Annotated in this window: 13 protein-coding genes; 5 read left to right on the forward strand and 8 right to left on the reverse strand. The window is 52.8% G+C overall.

Translation table 11 applies throughout. The features are described 5' to 3' along the window. Window positions 1-9 precede the first annotated feature (9 nt). Genes DXU84_RS20425 through fabY form a run of 3 tightly spaced genes read left to right on the forward strand, consistent with a single transcriptional unit; the run spans window position 10 to window position 2301 of the window. Complete coding sequence (locus DXU84_RS20425) at window positions 10-879, forward strand: virulence factor BrkB family protein (protein WP_013577649.1); 870 nt, start codon at window positions 10-12, stop codon at window positions 877-879. Between the two features lie 18 nt (window positions 880-897). Beyond that, entirely contained in the window at window positions 898-1335 is a 438-nt protein-coding gene (gene dtd / locus DXU84_RS20430; protein WP_015699247.1) for a D-aminoacyl-tRNA deacylase, read from the forward strand. Between the two features lie 33 nt (window positions 1336-1368). Then, on the forward strand, window positions 1369-2301 hold the full coding sequence (gene fabY, locus DXU84_RS20435; protein ID WP_013577647.1) for a fatty acid biosynthesis protein FabY: 933 nt from the start codon (window positions 1369-1371) through the stop codon (window positions 2299-2301). A gap of 67 nt (window positions 2302-2368) precedes the next feature. On the opposite strand, the gene DXU84_RS20440 is transcribed toward fabY, so the two are convergent. Beyond that, on the reverse strand, window positions 2369-4063 hold the full coding sequence (locus DXU84_RS20440; RefSeq protein WP_112197357.1) for an AsmA family protein: 1695 nt from the start codon (window positions 4061-4063) through the stop codon (window positions 2369-2371). A 153-nt stretch (window positions 4064-4216) separates the two neighbouring features. Continuing rightward, the gene (locus DXU84_RS20445) at window positions 4217-5608 is read right to left on the reverse strand and encodes an NCS2 family protein (RefSeq protein ID WP_013577645.1); all 1392 of its coding nucleotides are present in this window, start codon (window positions 5606-5608) and stop codon (window positions 4217-4219) included. Between the two features lie 238 nt (window positions 5609-5846). On the opposite strand from DXU84_RS20445, the gene gltS reads away from it, so the two are divergent. Continuing rightward, window positions 5847-7058 carry a sodium/glutamate symporter gene (gltS, locus tag DXU84_RS20450; protein ID WP_037035567.1) on the forward strand — a complete coding sequence of 404 codons (1212 nt, stop codon included), beginning with the start codon at window positions 5847-5849 and terminating at the stop codon, window positions 7056-7058. Between the two features lie 54 nt (window positions 7059-7112). Here gltS and DXU84_RS20455 read toward each other — a convergent pair whose 3' ends face one another. From DXU84_RS20455 to gmk, 6 genes are all read right to left on the reverse strand, one after another. Further along, on the reverse strand, window positions 7113-8438 hold the full coding sequence (locus tag DXU84_RS20455) for a PTS sugar transporter subunit IIC (RefSeq protein ID WP_037035566.1): 1326 nt from the start codon (window positions 8436-8438) through the stop codon (window positions 7113-7115). A gap of 231 nt (window positions 8439-8669) precedes the next feature. Then, complete coding sequence (gene recG / locus DXU84_RS20460; protein WP_153376596.1) at window positions 8670-10751, reverse strand: ATP-dependent DNA helicase RecG; 2082 nt, start codon at window positions 10749-10751, stop codon at window positions 8670-8672. Continuing rightward, the gene (gene trmH / locus DXU84_RS20465; RefSeq protein ID WP_013577641.1) at window positions 10748-11446 is read right to left on the reverse strand and encodes a tRNA (guanosine(18)-2'-O)-methyltransferase TrmH; all 699 of its coding nucleotides are present in this window, start codon (window positions 11444-11446) and stop codon (window positions 10748-10750) included. Before trmH ends, recG begins: the two co-directional genes overlap by 4 nt. A 5-nt stretch (window positions 11447-11451) precedes the next feature. Continuing rightward, entirely contained in the window at window positions 11452-13560 is a 2109-nt protein-coding gene (gene spoT / locus DXU84_RS20470; protein WP_013577640.1) for a bifunctional GTP diphosphokinase/guanosine-3',5'-bis pyrophosphate 3'-pyrophosphohydrolase, read from the reverse strand. A 19-nt stretch (window positions 13561-13579) separates the two neighbouring features. Next, window positions 13580-13855, reverse strand: coding sequence for a DNA-directed RNA polymerase subunit omega (gene rpoZ / locus DXU84_RS20475; RefSeq protein ID WP_013577639.1), 276 nt, complete (start codon window positions 13853-13855; stop codon window positions 13580-13582). A gap of 54 nt (window positions 13856-13909) precedes the next feature. Next, complete coding sequence (gene gmk, locus DXU84_RS20480) at window positions 13910-14533, reverse strand: guanylate kinase (RefSeq protein ID WP_013577638.1); 624 nt, start codon at window positions 14531-14533, stop codon at window positions 13910-13912. 278 nt (window positions 14534-14811) lie between these two features. On the opposite strand from gmk, the gene ligB reads away from it, so the two are divergent. Next, window positions 14812-16521: an NAD-dependent DNA ligase LigB gene (gene ligB, locus DXU84_RS20485; protein ID WP_153376597.1), complete on the forward strand. Its 1710-nt coding sequence runs from the start codon at window positions 14812-14814 to the stop codon at window positions 16519-16521. Window positions 16522-16527 lie beyond the last annotated feature (6 nt).

A 16527-nucleotide genomic window follows, 5' to 3' on the forward strand; every position in this document is an offset into this window, starting at 1 on the left:
GATGTAAGGATGCAGAAAAGGGCACTGAGCCACTACCTAAAATCGTTGTGGAAATTTACGCGCCTGCTTTTAAAGCGTTCGGATAAAGATGGCCTGACGCTTCTGGCGGGCCATCTGGCCTATGTCTCTTTGCTATCGCTCGTGCCGCTGATCGCCGTGGTATTTTCACTTTTTGCATTATTCCCCGTTTTTTCAGAAATCAGCATGCAGCTGAAAACATTCATTTTTTCCAACTTCATGCCAGCGACCGGGAATACAATCCAGCGTTATCTGGAACAGTTTGTTGCCAACTCCAGCAAAATGACGGCCGTGGGCACCTGTGGATTAATCGTCACCGCGCTACTTCTGATAGCCTCGGTAGACAGCGTGCTGAACAAAATCTGGGACAGCAAAACCACGCGTCCGATTGTGTTTTCTTTCGCTGTGTACTGGATGGTGTTAACGCTCGGGCCAATTCTGCTGGTGGCCAGCGTGGCTGTCAGCTCATATCTGCTCTCCCTGAACTGGCTGAACATCAGCGGTGTGCATTCGGTGATCGACCACGCGCTGCGCATTCTGCCCTTGCTGATCTCCTGGGTGACATTCTGGCTGCTCTATCAGGTAGTCCCGACGGTCAGAGTGCCGGCAAAAGATGCCCTGATCGGCGCGCTGGTCTCCGGCGTATTATTCGAGTTGAGTAAAAAAATCTTCACCTTATACATTCAGCTTTTCCCGTCATATCAGTTGATTTACGGTGTACTGGCGGTGATCCCCATTTTATTTCTCTGGGTCTATGTCAGCTGGTGTATCGTTCTTCTTGGGGCGGAAATTACCGTCACGCTGGGCGAGTACCGTTCTCTAAGAAAATTGCAGTCTGCTCAACATAGGGCAGAAGAATAATCAGTCCGAAGGATTTGTATGATTGCGTTAATTCAGCGGGTATTGAATGCCAGCGTTACGATCGATGGCGAAATCTGTGGCCAGATAGGACCGGGGTTACTGGTTTTACTGGGCGTTGAACAGGGCGATGACGAACAAAAAGCCAAACGCCTTTGTGAACGGGTGATCGGGTACCGAATCTTCGGTGACGAAAATGACAAGATGAATCTGAACGTGCAGCAGGCCGGTGGCAGCCTGCTGGTGGTGTCGCAGTTCACGCTGGCGGCGGACACACAAAAAGGCATGCGTCCTGGGTTCTCGCGCGGGGCTGAGCCACAGGAAGCGGATCGGTTATATCAGTATTTTTGCGGGCAGTGCCGGGAAAAGGGCATTGCTACCGAAACCGGACGCTTTGCAGCGGATATGAAAGTGGCACTGGTGAACGACGGGCCGGTGACCTTCTGGCTACAAGTCTGATCTATAAGGCATAACGCCGGAGAGAAAGCATCTATGTATCATCTGAGAGTACCAACGACCGAAAAAGAACTGGCCGCCTATTACCGATTCCGTTGGGAAATGCTGCGTAAACCGTTGCATCAGCCGGAGGGTTCAGAGCGTGATGCCTACGATTCCATCGCACATCACCAGATGGTGGTTGATGAGGAGGGCGAACCGGTGGCGGTTGGCCGTTTATACATCAATGCCGATAATGAAGCCTCTATCCGCTTTCTGGCGGTTGATCCAAATGTACAAGACAAAGGGCTGGGAACGCTGGTCGCGATGACCCTGGAGTCTGTGGCGCGTCAGGAAGGGGTGAAACGAGTGGTCTGTAGCGCCCGCGAAGATGCCGTGGATTTCTTTGCCAAACTGGGTTTTGTGAATCAGGGCGAAATCACCACGCCGCAAACAACCCCGGTTCGCCACTTCCTGATGATAAAACCCATCGAAACGCTGGATGATATTCTGCATCGCCCTGACTGGTGCGGTCAGCTTCAGCAGGCCTGGTATGACCACATCCCGCTCAGTGAAAAAATGGGCGTGCGTATCAGTCAGTACACCGGCCAGCGATTTGTCACCACGATGCCGGAAACGGGCAACCAGAATCCGCACCATACATTGTTCGCTGGCAGTTTGTTTTCGCTGGCAACGCTGACCGGCTGGGGGCTGATCTGGCTGCTGCTGCGTGAGCGCCATCTGGGCGGCACCATTGTGCTGGCGGATGCGCATATCCGTTACAGCATGCCGGTGACCGGCAGGCCGCGTGCCGTTGCCGACCTGGGCTCTGTCCGCGGTGATCTCGACCGTCTGGCTCGCGGGCGGAAAGCACGCGTGCAACTCGAAGTGAATTTATACGGCGATGAGACAGACGGCGCGGTGTTTGAAGGCACCTATCTGGTATTGCCCGCCGCGCCCGGCGCACCGCTGGAGCCTGAAATTAACTGATTGGTTTCTACCCAAAATAAAAGGCACCGCCATTGCGGTGCCTTTTGCATTTTTGGTGATGCCTGGATTAAGGAGTAGCAGATGCTGGCGTACCGGAAACCAACCCGTTTACCATTCTCTGGTCAATTGTCTGGCTGCCGTTTATCTGCAATGTCCCGCTGAGCGTGGGTTTGTAATCCACGTTTGCCGGCATCTGTCCTTGCAGATTCAGCTGCATATTAGCGTTACCTTCCAGCGCCACATGTGGCCATCCCCAGTTTTCCAGCTGATTCGCCGGTACTGAGCGGGCGGTCATCTTCACAGAGAAATGACGCTGCGGCTGCTGATCAACCGTCGCACTGGCTTCCAGCAATCCTTCTTTGGTAAAGGCGCTCAGCTCAGAAATATTCACCTGACGGTCGTTCGCCTCCAGGGTGATGGAAGGACGGCGCACGTCATTGCGGTTAAATGTGGCTTCACTTGCATTCAGATTCAGCTTACCGCTCCAGATCCCCCACTGATGATTACGCGCCAGCAACAGGTTATTGCCGAGGCCATCAAGTGCCGTCAGCTGGAAGGGGAACTGCGGATTGATATCAATAATCAGGTTCCGGTTAGCAATGAACCGGCTGATAAAGACTTCAGACAGCGAATCCGGCAGTGCCTGATTCCAGAGTTGTTTCCAGTTTTCCGGCAAGGTGTATTCCAGCCCCGCAACAGACACTTCATCAAGCTGAAGGCGTTTGTTGGCGCGCAGCCAGTTGCCGGTCGTGCGCAATAAACTGCGCTCCCAGCGCGCCGTAGCTTGTTTGATCGCAATGCCCTGCGGCGAAAGGTCGAGGCTGATGATCGGATCCTGAATATGCAGGTTTCCATCAATCATATCCGTCGCATTCAGGGTGATTTCGCCGTCATCACTTTGCCAGTCGCCTTTTTCGAGCGTCAGATCCTGCACGGACAAATCAACGTCGCTGAATGCCCAGTCTGTTCCCTGCAAACGCGCGTCGATCAGATCAAGTCGCTGAATAGTCACTTTTGGCAGGGTCTGGAAGTCGTCGAAGAAAGCAGAAAGCGGTTTCGAGGTTTGCAGACGCACATTGCTCAGTCGCAGGTTTTCTATGTTCCAGCTGCCATCGGCGGCCTGCGTCGCTTTACCCGTTAACTGACCGCGAGCCAGATCGCCGCCAAAATTACTCAGCGTCAGATTCTTATTATTGATGTTGCCCTGAATCAGCACATTTTCGGCCGGCAGTCCGTTGACCGTCAGGCTGGCGGCGCTCAGCTGGAAGTCTGCCTTATCGCCTAAAAGCTGATTGGGTTTTGGCTGCCACGGCGAAATACCGGCGTTAATCTGCTGACCCTGAATGTCTAAGCCAGCGGTATTGCCGGTGAGCGCCATTTTACTCAGTTGCAGGGTATTGGCCTGCAATGGCAAATTCATTGACGAAGGACTGACATTGAGGCGTCCGCTGACCAGCACGACGCGATCGAAAAAGCGTGGCTCGGTGATCTGACGCCAGCTTAAATCCAGATCAACTTCACCGGCATTCAGCACTTCCGGCTGATTCTTCTGCCCGAAGATGACATTGGTTAACGTCACCCGACCCGGCGACGACCAGTTATGGTCGAGTTTCTCCACGGAGAGACGGTACTCGCTGTTATTGCTGACCCAGCGGCTGACCCAGCCAGCAGCCCAGCGGGTTTGTAATAGGACGTACACCAGCACGATCGCCAGCACCAGAAGTAAGGCGAACGTCAGCAAAATTTTACCGATAAATCTCATCGTCTGGAGCCCTGTAACGGGAAAATGGAAAAAGATTCTTTGTTTATGCCGCAAACAGCGAATTTTCTCAACAGGTTAGCCAAATGGAGGCAATAAAAAGCGGCAGAGGTTCCAGACCCTCTGCCGCTGTTGCACGCGGATTACATCCTGCTTTTACTTCTCGTGAGGGAAAACCAGATTCAGAACAATCGCAGTAATGCCGCCCGCTGCAATGCCAGAAGAGAGAAGGGTTTTCAGCCAGTCCGGTGCGAATTGCAGGATCAGCGGCTGCTGAGAAACACCCATACCGACGGCGAGAGAAAGCGCCATGATCATAATCGCGCGGCGATTCAGACGCTCGCGGGAAACAATGCGCACACCCGAAGCGGCAATGGTACCGAACATCACGATGGTCGCGCCGCCCAGTACCGGTTCAGGAATATGCTGCACAAATCCCGCAACAGCCGGGAACAGCCCGAGGATGATCAGCATCAGCGCGACCACAAAACCGACATAGCGGCTGGCAACGCCGGTCAGTTGAATGACGCCGTTGTTCTGCCCGAAGCAGGAATTCGGGAAGGTGTTAAATACAGCAGAAAGCATCGAGTTCAGGCCATTGGCCAGAACGCCGCCTTTGATGCGCTTCATGTACAGCGGGCCGCTGACCGGTTGCTCAGAAACGTCCGAGGTTGCGGTAATATCACCGATGGTTTCCAGCGATGTCACCATGAAAATCAGCATCAGCGGGATCAGCAAATTCCAGTCAAAACCCAGTCCGTAATACAGCGGCGTTGGTAATGTTATCCAGTTGCTTTGCGCGGCTGGCGCAACGGTTGGCAACATGCCCGTCATCCAGGCCACCAGATAACCCACCGCCATGGCGATAACCAGAGAGGCGACACGCAGGTAAGGGTTACGTTGACGGTTCAGCAGAACAATCACTACCAGCACGACGGCAGCCAGCAGCAGATTTTTCGGTGCCCCGAATGTGTGATCGCTCATGGCCGCATAACCGCCGCCGATAGACGTCAGACCGACCTGAATCAGCGACAGCCCGATAATCATCACCACGATGCCGGAAACCAGCGGCGTAATGATGCGACGTGCGAGATGCAGGAAACGGGAAAGAATGATTTCAGTGCAGGAAGCCAGCATCAGGGTGCCGAACAGCGCCGCCATCATGGTCGGCACATCCGCACCGCCATTTTTCAGCGCCATTCCGCCCATGATCAGCGGCGCAACAAAGTTAAAGCTGGTGCCCTGAATCGAGAGTAAACCCGAGCCGACCGGTCCCCAGGTTTTAATCTGCAAAATAGAAGCCAGGCCGGAGGCGAACAGCGACATGCTGATGATGTGCTGCGTGTCCTGCGCGGGCAAACCCAGCGCCTGGCAAATCAGTAGTGCTGGTGTGATTACCGCAACAAACATCGCCAGCAAATGCTGACAGGCGGCGAATAACGTTTGAGGTAATGGCGGGCGGTCCTCGAGCCGGTAAATCAGTTCACTTTTTTGCTGGCGGGAAAGATCGGGTTGCTGTGTTTCTTGTTCTGCGGTTTGCGAACTCATGCTGTGGCATTCCAATAAGCGGCAAAGCGGGCATTTTTATTGAAATTAACGACAAAAGCAATCGTTTGCTAATGGCAATATTCCTCGACTGGTTTTGGATTGGACGGGATTTATGGCCTGTTTTTCTTGCCTGACGCAGCTTGAATGACTTCTAATTCAGCTTCTGGGAAAAAACATGTCAGTGAAGTTTTTATAACTCGATAATTTTATTGGATTTATTTTAAAATGGAGTTCGTCAATGATTCAACTCGATACCTACGGCACCCTGGTTGCCGCCACGTTGGTGCTCCTTTTAGGACGGAAATGCGTCCAGTCGGTCAAATTCCTCAAAAAATACACCATTCCTGAACCCGTTGCCGGTGGTTTGCTGGTCGCTTTATTGTTACTGATCGCCAACCAGATATTCGGCTGGGAAGTCGGTTTCGACATGTCTTTAAAAGAGCCACTGATGCTGGCATTTTTTGCCACGATCGGTCTTAACGCCAATCTGGCAAGTCTGCGGGCAGGCGGCAAATCGCTGTTTCTGCTGGTGTTTGTCGTCGTGGGCTTACTGCTTTTGCAAAATGCCATCGGTATCGGAATGGCGAAAATGCTCGGGCTGGATCCGCTGATGGGGTTGCTGGCGGGGTCGATTACCCTTTCAGGTGGCCACGGCACCGGCGCGGCATGGAGCAAGCTGTTTATCGAGCGTTATGGCTTTGAAAATGCGACGGAAGTCGCGATGGCTTGCGCAACTTTTGGTCTGGTGCTCGGCGGTATTATTGGGGGGCCGGTAGCGCGCTATCTGGTCAGCCATTCTTCCACCCCCAACGGAAACCCCGAGGATATGGTCGATCCGAGCGCATTTGAGAAACCGTCGATTGGCAGGATGATTACACCACTGGTGATGGTTGAAACCATTGCCCTGATCGCGATTTGCCTGATGGCAGGGACATATACCGCCAGTCTGTTGCAAGGCTCGGCATTTGAAATCCCAACCTTTGTCTGCGTGCTCTTCGTTGGTGTGATCCTGAGTAATATGCTGGCATGGCTCGGTTTTTATCGTGTCTTCGACCGTGCGGTATCCGTGCTGGGTAACGTCAGTTTGTCACTGTTCCTTGCCATGGCATTGATGAGCCTTAAGTTGTGGGAGATGGCGGCACTTGCCTTGCCGATGATGGCAATTCTTATCGTTCAAGCCCTCGCGATGGCGCTTTACGCGATTTTCGTGACTTATCGCGTGATGGGGAAAAACTACGATGCGGCGGTGTTGGCGGCAGGACACTGTGGTTTCGGGCTGGGTGCCACCCCGACGGCCATTGCCAATATGCAGGCGATCACCAACCAGTTTGGCCCTTCGCATCTGGCGTTTCTGGTGGTGCCGATGGTGGGCGCATTCTTCATCGATATCGCCAATGCGATTGTGATTAAACTCTATCTGATGCTGCCTGTATTCCCGGCTATCAGCTAAAAAAACAGGCACAGAAACATCGCTTCTGTGCCTGACGATTCCTTCCCGTCGGGTTTATTGTGCCGCGTCCGCCTTCTCAGTGAACACCTGTTCGGCCTCAGCGGCTTTTTCCTGCGTCAGTAACTGCTTCTCGTAGACTTTGAAGAATGGATAATAAATTACCATCGACAGTGCCATCAGCAGGATAACCAGAACCGACACTTTGAAATCCCAGCCCATCGCCCAGGCCGCCCCGATCGGTGCCGGCGATGTCCAGGGGACCAGTGAAATCATATGCGGGAGCAGATCCGTCGATACGGCCAGATAGGCGATAACGGCATTGACCATCGGTGCCAGCAGGAAGGGGATGAAAAATACCGGATTCATGACGATAGGTGTGCCAAAAATCACCGGCTCATTGATATTGAAACAGCTTGGCACCAGACTGAGTTTCCCCATGGTGCGCAGATGCGCTGACTTACTGCGACAAAACAGCAGGACCAGTCCCATTGTCGCGCCGGACCCGCCAATCACGATCAGGAAATTCCAGAATGCCTCGGTCATGATGTGCGTCATGGGTAAACCGGCAGCGAGATCTGTCTGATTCAGCCCGAGATTGGTTAACCAAAAAGCCTGCAACATGCCAGATACAATGGCCGAGCCATGAATGCCGGCGAACCACAACAGGTGGCAAATCAGCACGGCGAGAAGTACAGCAGGCAGCGAGTCTGCGGCAGAAATCAGGGGTTCGAACAGCGCCATAATCGCCTGTGGCAGCAACATATCAAACCCTGACTGGACCAGTAAGCTCAGTGGGAAAAGTGTAATCACCACGGCCACAATCGGGATCAGCAAATCAAACGAATGCTTAATGTTTGAAGGTACCTGTTCGGGTAAACGGATACCGATATTGTATTTTTTCAATAACCGCGTCAGTTCGGTGACATAAATCGCCACCAGAATAGCCGTAAAGATCCCCACGCCGCCCAGCGCCGCCGTCGACATCTTTTCATCAATCTGCGGTGCTGCGACCAGCAGGAAAGACATCAGCGCCAGCATTGCGGTCATGAACGGGTCTAGCTTGTAACTTCTTGCCAGATTGTAGGCAATCGATGCCGAGATGTAGATGGACATAATGCCCATCGTCATATTGAACGGCGTCAGGATCTGCACTTCATATTTTGCCGAGAGCGCCAGCCAGCTTCTGGCGAAGCCCCATGAAGATTCGGGCGAAAATGGCGGGTGAACAAAAACCAGTAAAAACGAACCAACAATCATAAAGGGCATTGCTGAGATGAAGCCATCACGCACTGCCATGACATGTCGCTGTGAGGATAATCGTGCGGCGAAGGGGCTGATTTTCTGTTCTATAAAAGTGAAGAGGGATTGGCTGATACTCATGATGATTTGGCCTTATGTTGAGGACATCAGACAGGGTTGCCTTAATTATCATCAGTGTAGTGACGGAAGGTGAAACCGGTTACCGGCTTTTCCCCACTCTGTGAAGGTTATCAAATAACCAGTGCGGAGAGTGGTTTTGGGGGCACAATAGGGAAAAGAGAAGAGAATATGTTGGAAACAAAACATCATTTTTAATAATGATTTGATGAAGTTAATGAGCGAAAAGAGAGATCAGGCGTTGGTGTAACGGACTCTTTCTGGCAGCCAGCGCTCAATCAGGGCTTTGGCATGATCAGGGAATTGTTGCTGCAGATAACGCGCAATGCGCTGTACATCCGGGATCATCGCCTGATCACGTAATAAATCAGCGACTTTAAATTCAGCGCTGCCGGTCTGGCGCGTGCCCAGTAGTTCACCCGGCCCGCGGATTTCCAAATCCTGCTGTGCGATAACGAAGCCATCGTTGCTGTCGCGTAAAACCTGCAAACGTTTCTGCGCTGTTTTGCTGAGCGGCGTTTTGTAGAGCAGTACACAGTGAGAAGCAACGGCACCACGTCCAACGCGCCCACGTAACTGGTGCAACTGCGCCAGCCCTAAACGCTCCGGGTTTTCGATAATCATCAGGCTGGCATTCGGTACGTCAACGCCGACTTCAATGACAGTCGTTGCCACCAGAAGCTGCACTTCACCCTGTTTGAATGCCTGCATAACGGCCTGCTTTTCCTGGGCTTTCATACGACCGTGAACCAGTCCAATATTCAGCGCCGGGAGTGCCTCCTTCAGGCCTTCCCATGTGGCTTCAGCGGCCTGCGCTTCCAGCATTTCCGATTCTTCAATCAGCGTACACACCCAATAAGCCTGACGATTTTCCTGCTCGCAGGCACTTTTGACGCGGCTGATAATATCACTGCGGCGGGTGTCCGGAATGGCGACAGTAGTCACCGGCGTGCGGCCTGGCGGGAGTTCGTCGATCACAGAGGTATCAAGATCAGCGTAAGCCGTCATTGCCAGTGTGCGTGGGATCGGCGTGGCGGTCATGATCAACTGATGTGGATGGAAGCCCTGTTGCAGACCTTTTTCCCACAACGCCAGACGCTGATGCACACCGAAACGGTGCTGTTCATCGATAATGACCAGCGACAGTGACGAGAACAAAACCTGTTCCTGGAAGATAGCGTGCGTTCCCACCACCATCGACACCTGTCCGCTGGCGATCGCATCCTGCTGTGCCTGCCGGGCTTTACCCTTTTGTTTGCCCGCCAGCCAGCCGACCTGAATACCCAGTGGCTCAAACCACTGACGGAAATTATTGGCATGCTGTTCGGCCAGCAATTCTGTCGGCGCCATTAATCCGACCTGTTGGCCCTGAGCAATAGCGCAAAGTGCGGCGAGGGCGGCTACCAGCGTTTTACCTGATCCCACGTCGCCCTGCACCAGACGCATCATGGGATAACTTTTTGCCAGGTCCTGTTCAATTTCTGCCACAACCCGTGCTTGCGCACCGGTCGGGCTGAAAGGAAGCGACGCGAGGAACTGATTTTTCAGGCGGTCGTCATGATGCAACGGCAGAGCTTTATAACTCTGCGTACCGGCGCGGACAGCCAGCATACTGAGATTATGTGCCAGAAGTTCTTCCATAATCAGGCGGCGTTGAGCCGGATGATGACCTTTTTCAAGGTCTGCAAGCTGGATATCTGGCGGCGGGCGGTGCAGCAAATGCAGCGCCTGAGGAAGCGGGATCAGCGAACGACTCAGTTCCTCTGGCAACAGTTCGGCGACAGGTACGGTGTCGAGCAGTTCAAGTGCCTGATCCGTCAGTTTACGCAAGGTCGCCTGGCGGATACCTTCCGTTGTCGGATAAACCGGCGTCAGTGATTCCTGCAGAACGACTTCGCTGTTTTCACCCTGAATGCGGTATTCCGGATGAATGATTTCAGCACCGATCGTGCCGCGTTTGATTTCACCATAAGCGGTAACACGGCGACCTGTTGCCAGGCTGTTTTTCATCGCGGCGTTAAAGTTGAAGAAGCGCAACGTCGCCATGTCAGTGCCGTCACTTATCTGACAGGTCAGCATTCTGCGGCGGCCAAAACTGATATCACTACGCAACACTTCGCCTTCTATGGTGGCGAAAATGCCGGGCTGTAAATCATTGATGGTGTAAAGGCGGGTACGATCTTCATAGCGTAAAGGAAGATGAAGCAGTAAATCCTGAATAGTTTCAAGGCCGAGTTTGGCGAGCTTGTCTGCCTGACTGGCTCCGACGCCGGAAAGCGACGTCAGCGGGATGGCGTCGAGCAGGCGGCCTTTCATCTTTTTTTGACCGTCATTTGCATCGCCGACCACCATTCATCATCGGCAATGATTTGCCCGTGATCGTCAATGAAAGGGCGGGGAAGCTTCTTTCGCTTCGCCACATTGGACAGAACGGGATAGCCGCCTTCAAACAGCAGTCGCTGCTGTTCCTTCTCGCTCAGCAGACTGCTGTCGCGGCGATACATACCGGCGTTTTCGCGCTGGCGCTGTGCTTCGTACAGGATAAGCGCCGAGGCAACGGAGACGTTCAGAGATTGCACCATACCGATCATCGGAATGATGATATCGCTGTCAGCCAGCGCTAACGCTTCAGGTGTGATACCGGTTTTCTCCTGACCCAGCAATATGCAGGTCGGGCGGGTGTAATCAATCGCGCGGAAGTCGACGGCTTTCTCTGACAAGTTGGTTGCCAGGATTTGCATGCCCTTCGCCTTCATTTTGGCGACGGCATCCTGAATGGTTTTGTGTGTTTTGACCTGAACCCAGCTGTTGCTGCCTGCCGCCGAAGAGACCAGTGTCTTCATTCGGGTCGTAGGCCAGACAGCGTGGATTTCGTGAACGCCGACGGCGTCTGCCGTACGGATGACGGCAGAAACGTTATGTGGTTTATGCACCTGTTCCATACAGACCGTCAGGTCTGGCTGTCGGGCCGCAAGCATTTCGCGGATGCGGGCATAACGTTCTGGGGTCATAACAATCAGTTTCGGTTGCGGGTAACTTTGATGACGTCCGGCATGATACGGATTTTACGCATGATATTCGCCAGATGAACGCGATCGCGGGTCGTCAGGCGGATAAAGGCGCTGTAGACGCGACCGTCTTTTTCTTCGGTGCTCAGATTCTGAATGTTCGACTGCGCGGCATTAATTGCAGCGGTCAGGTTCGCCAGTGCGCCCTGATGGTTGAACATATCAACTTTGATTTCAGCGATAAATTCCTGATCAGTTTCCTGGTGGTTATCCCAGTCAACGGCCATGAATTTCTCAGGTTCTTTCTGATAACCGCGAATATTACGGCAGGATTCATGATGGATCACCAGCCCTTTGCCCGGACTGACGTGGGCAATAATCGGGTCACCCGGAATCGGACGGCAACATTTCGCGAACGTGATCAGCACGCCATCTGCGCCTTTAATCGGCAGATTACGGGTACCTGACGATGCCATTGAAGACTGGTCACCCATCAGGTTTTTGGCAACCACAACGCTCATGGCATTGCCGAGACCGATTTCCGCCAGCAGGTCATCCATCGCGGCGAGCTTCATACGATCCAGCTCGTTTTTGATGTTTTCCGGCGGAATGTCTGACAGTTTTTTACCGGCACCCAGCGCATGATTCAGCAGGCGACGGCCAAGTGAAACCGAATCATCACGTTTCAGGTTCTTCAGCATCTGGCGGATTTTGGCGCGTGCACGTGAGCTGACGACAAAGTTCAGCCAGGCAGCATTCGGGCGGGCGCCCGGTGCGGTAATGATTTCGATAGTTTGTCCGCTGGTCAGCGGTTGCGAGAGCGGATACGGCTGGCGGTCAACGCGCGCGCCAACGCAGGCATGGCCGATATCGGTATGCACAGCATAAGCAAAGTCGACCGGTGTCGCGCCCGCAGGCAATTCGACGATACGACCTTCCGGCGTAAAGACGTAAATCTCGTCCGGGAACAGATCCGATTTCACGCTCTCAATAAATTCAAAGGAGTTGCCTGCACTTTGTTGCAGCTCAAGCAGACTCTGTAACCAACGCTGAGCACGGATCTGTGCGGTGGTGCTGGTTTCACTGTTCTCTTTATAAGCCCAGTGAGCCGCAACCCCCATCTCCGCCATCTGATCCATATCTTCCGTACGGATCTGTACTTCAACCGGCACACCATGCGGACCGATTAGTGATGTATGCAAAGATTGATAGCCGTTGGCTTTTGGGATGGCGATGTAATCTTTAACCCGACCCGGACGCGGTTTGTACAGGCTATGTGCCTGTCCTAACACGCGATAACAGGTATCGAGTTCTTTAACGATCACCCGGAAGGCGTAGATATCCATAATAGAATGGAAACGCTGTTCCTTCAGGTGCATTTTGCAATAGATAGAATACAGGTGTTTTTCGCGACCACTGACACGGCACTGAATGCCGGCTTCGGTTAAACGGCCTTCAATCTCAGAGAGGATTTTCTGGATCATCTCTTTACGGTTACCACGCGCAGCTTTCACCACTTCTTTGATGACGCGATAACGGTTTGGATAAAGGGCTTCGAAGCCCAGCTCTTCGAGCTCGGTTTTCAGGTGATGAATACCCAAACGGTGTGCCAGCGGGCTGTAAATTTCCAGCGTTTCACGGGCAATGCGGCGACGTTTGTCCGGGCGTAAAGAGCCCAGCGTGCGCATGTTATGAGTACGGTCAGCGAGTTTGATCAAAATGACGCGGATATCTTGCACCATCGCCATGACCATTTTGCGGAAGTTTTCCGCCTGCGCTTCTTTCTTATCACGGAATTTCAGCTTGTCTAACTTTGAAACGCCTTCAACCAGCTCAGCAACGCTTTTGCCAAACAGTTGTTCCATGTCCTGGTAAGTTGCAGGCGTGTCTTCGATAACGTCGTGTAATAACGCCGCCATCAGAGTCTCATGATCGAGCCTCATTTCAGCCAAAATACATGCCACGGCCACCGGGTGAGTAATATACGGCTCACCGCTGGAACGTGTTTGCCCCTCGTGCGCGTCCCGCGCCACGAGGTAAGCCTGCACGAGGCGCTTAATTTGCTCCTCCGGCAGGTATTTTTGAATCAGTTGATTCAGGCTTTCAAAGATATACAAGTGAGATCCGTTTCGTTAATTAACGACGGCCTTCAGCGATGGCAGTCACTGCCTGAATCTCTGCGGCTTCCTGCTCCTGTTGCTCCTGACGGTCACGAACGTCGAGGATCTGATTGGTGATCAGGCCTTCTTCGATTTCGCGCAGGGCAATTACAGTGACTTTATCGTTTTCTTCAGCGACCAGTGGATCTTTACCACCAGATTGCAGCTGGCGTGCGCGACGAGCAGCCACCAACACCAGGTCAAAACGGTTACCAATTTTTTCAACAGCGTCTTGAACAGTTACGCGTGCCATATATGTGCTACTCCACAGGGTGACGAAAGACTGGGCATAATACTGAAAGTGACTTCAGTCTGCCAATAGTTTGGTGATTAATCCGTCATGACGGAGCCGCTGACGGCTCAGACGCAGACGTTCAGCGCGAATAATGGTTTTTAAATCCGATAAAGCCAGATCAAAATCATCATTCACAATTAAATAGTCGTATTCGGCAAAGTGTGTCATTTCAGCTACGGCTTGTGCCATACGTTTTGCGATAACGGCTTCGCTGTCTTGCCCGCGGCCACGCAGGCGACGGTCTAGCTCATCTTTCGATGGCGGTAAGACAAAAATACTGCGTGCCTGCGGCATTTTTTTCCGAATTTGCTGCGCGCCCTGCCAGTCGATATCCAGAAAAACATCCACACCCGACGCTAAAACCTGCTCAATGGTTTCACGCGAAGTCCCGTAATAGTTACCAAAAACTTCTGCGTGTTCTAAAAAGGCATCACGTTCAATCATCTCGCGAAACGCTTCTTTGTCGACAAAGAAGTAATGCTCGCCATCTTTCTCGCCCGGACGTATAGCTCGGGTCGTATGAGAAATAGAAACCTGTGTGTCGTAGAGCGGTTGTGTTTTAAGTAAAGCCTGAATCAGACTTGATTTGCCTGCTCCACTAGGGGCGGAGACAATATATAGCGTGCCTTGAACCATGATGACGTTTCAACTGAATGGGTTGATAGGAAGTATGCGAAGAGTGATCTCTCGCACAGTATACACGCTCGCTGCATTCGGTGCAGCGCCCAGACGTATTTCATCGCAACTTTGCCAGAGAAAATAGCCTTTCCTGACAGATTTACGTGCCGCATTCCAAATTTTTCCTTCGTTGCAGCAACAGATGAAATAACCAGGAAGGTATCTCGCAAGAAGGGGTTATGCCACTGGCAGGAAAAATTACACCGGCGTTTACTTGCCTTCACAAGGAGGTGCCAATGCGCCAGTTTATTTTTCTCATCTGCCTGTTCCCTTTTGCTTTCTCTGTTTACGGTAAGAATATGCCGTCGCCAGACTGCCCTGTCTGGCCATCAGAACGCCTGACACAGGAAACCCACCATCTCACCGCTCAGCTGACCCAGTGGGATGCAGCCTACCATCAGTCTGGCAGCAGCCCGATAGAAGATTCGGTCTATGATCATTTGCGTCAGAAACAACGTCTCTGGCTACAGTGTGCCAGCCAGCCGGTGCCTGAACTAACAGTGCCAGCGAGTGATGATGCTGAATTTACGCATCCGGTGGCTCATACCGGCCTGCATAAAATGAAAGATAAACATGCTGTCGCAAACTGGATGCAAGGGCGAAAGAATCTGTGGGTGCAGCCCAAAATCGATGGCGTAGCGGTGTCGCTGATTTACCGTTATGGGCAGCTGGCCGCACTGGTAAGTCGTGGCGATGGTGAGAAAGGACAAAACTGGACGGTAAAAGCCGCGTCAATTCCGGCGATCCCGCTGCATATCCCGGACATGAGCCCTGAGTTGATATTACAGGGCGAGCTTTATCTGTTGATGACCGGTCATCAACAAAGTGCTGATGGCGGGATGAATGCAAGATCAAAAGTTGCGGGTGCAATGATGCGTGCTTCTGCTTCTGCTTCTGCTTCTGACCTGCTGAAGCAGACGGGTATTTTTATCTGGTCATGGCCGGATGGACCCACGCTTATGGCTGACCACCTGGAGAAGCTGAGCCAGTTCGGTTTTCCGGTTGTGGCTCAGTTCACGCATGCGGTGAGCGCTGTCGAAGATGTGGAAAAGTGGCGTGAAGACTGGTTTCACCAGCCTCTGCCTTTTGTGACGGATGGTGTGGTTGTTCGTCAGCAAGAAGAGCCTGCCGGGAAATACTGGCAAAATAAACCCGCAGTCTGGGCGGTTGCCTGGAAATATCCGCCCGCCAGAGAGCTCACCGATGTCACGGGTATCACCACCACCACAGGACGAAGCGGGAAAGTGACCGTTATCCTCAACCTGAAGCCCCTGAGGCTGGACGATAAGTTAGTCAGTAAGGTGAGTGTGGGATCGGTTAGCCGGTTCAGACAATGGGATGTTCTTCCTGGCGATCAGGTCGCTGTCGCGCTGGCCGGACAGGGGATCCCGCGCCTTGATGAAGTGACATGGCGGGTAAGTAAGCGTACGGAAATGCCTTTGCCTGAACCAACGCGCTATAACGCACTTTCCTGCTTTACGCCTGAACCGGGCTGTATGCAGCAGTTTCTCTCACGTCTGATCTGGCTTAGCGGGCCGGAAGCGTTAGATATGGCGGGGTTCGGCGGGGCCACATGGCAAAAGTTACTGGATGCTTCCCCGGCGGATTCTCTGATCAGTTGGTTAAGCTTTAACGAGAAAGAGCTGGCTGCGGTTCCGGGTATCGGTGTTAAACAGGCGCAAAAACTGATGGCGCAAATTCATCTTGCACGCGAAAGGAGCTTCCGGCGCTGGCTGTCAGCAATAGGATTTCCTTCTTTTGCCTTGGGATTTGCAGAACGCCAGCAAAGCTGGAACAGGTTGAAACAGCTGACGTCTCGCGACTGGGAAATGACTGAGGGGATCGGGAGAAAGCGGGCCGCTCAGGTTTTTGATTTTATTCATCATCCGGACGTCGAGATTTTGACCGAAGCTCTGAGGCAGGCGCAATTGCCTGCATTCCGCTAACGGGCT

Source organism: Rahnella sp. RcJ3, from assembly GCF_009498575.1.
Taxonomy (GTDB): domain Bacteria; phylum Pseudomonadota; class Gammaproteobacteria; order Enterobacterales; family Enterobacteriaceae; genus Rahnella; species Rahnella aceris.

What these genes read in the sequence shown, in the direction of transcription:
- DXU84_RS20425 (WP_013577649.1), top strand. Translation starts at nt 10, where the DNA reads ATGCAGAAAAGGGCACTGAGCCACTACCTAAAATCGTTGTGGAAATTT.
- dtd (WP_015699247.1), top strand. Translation starts at nt 898, where the DNA reads ATGATTGCGTTAATTCAGCGGGTATTGAATGCCAGCGTTACGATCGAT.
- fabY (WP_013577647.1), top strand. Translation starts at nt 1,369, where the DNA reads ATGTATCATCTGAGAGTACCAACGACCGAAAAAGAACTGGCCGCCTAT.
- DXU84_RS20440 (WP_112197357.1), bottom strand. Translation starts at nt 4,063, where the DNA reads ATGAGATTTATCGGTAAAATTTTGCTGACGTTCGCCTTACTTCTGGTG.
- DXU84_RS20445 (WP_013577645.1), bottom strand. Translation starts at nt 5,608, where the DNA reads ATGAGTTCGCAAACCGCAGAACAAGAAACACAGCAACCCGATCTTTCC.
- gltS (WP_037035567.1), top strand. Translation starts at nt 5,847, where the DNA reads ATGATTCAACTCGATACCTACGGCACCCTGGTTGCCGCCACGTTGGTG.
- DXU84_RS20455 (WP_037035566.1), bottom strand. Translation starts at nt 8,438, where the DNA reads ATGAGTATCAGCCAATCCCTCTTCACTTTTATAGAACAGAAAATCAGC.
- recG (WP_153376596.1), bottom strand. Translation starts at nt 10,751, where the DNA reads ATGAAAGGCCGCCTGCTCGACGCCATCCCGCTGACGTCGCTTTCCGGC.
- trmH (WP_013577641.1), bottom strand. Translation starts at nt 11,446, where the DNA reads ATGACCCCAGAACGTTATGCCCGCATCCGCGAAATGCTTGCGGCCCGA.
- rpoZ (WP_013577639.1), bottom strand. Translation starts at nt 13,855, where the DNA reads ATGGCACGCGTAACTGTTCAAGACGCTGTTGAAAAAATTGGTAACCGT.
- gmk (WP_013577638.1), bottom strand. Translation starts at nt 14,533, where the DNA reads ATGGTTCAAGGCACGCTATATATTGTCTCCGCCCCTAGTGGAGCAGGC.
- ligB (WP_153376597.1), top strand. Translation starts at nt 14,812, where the DNA reads ATGCGCCAGTTTATTTTTCTCATCTGCCTGTTCCCTTTTGCTTTCTCT.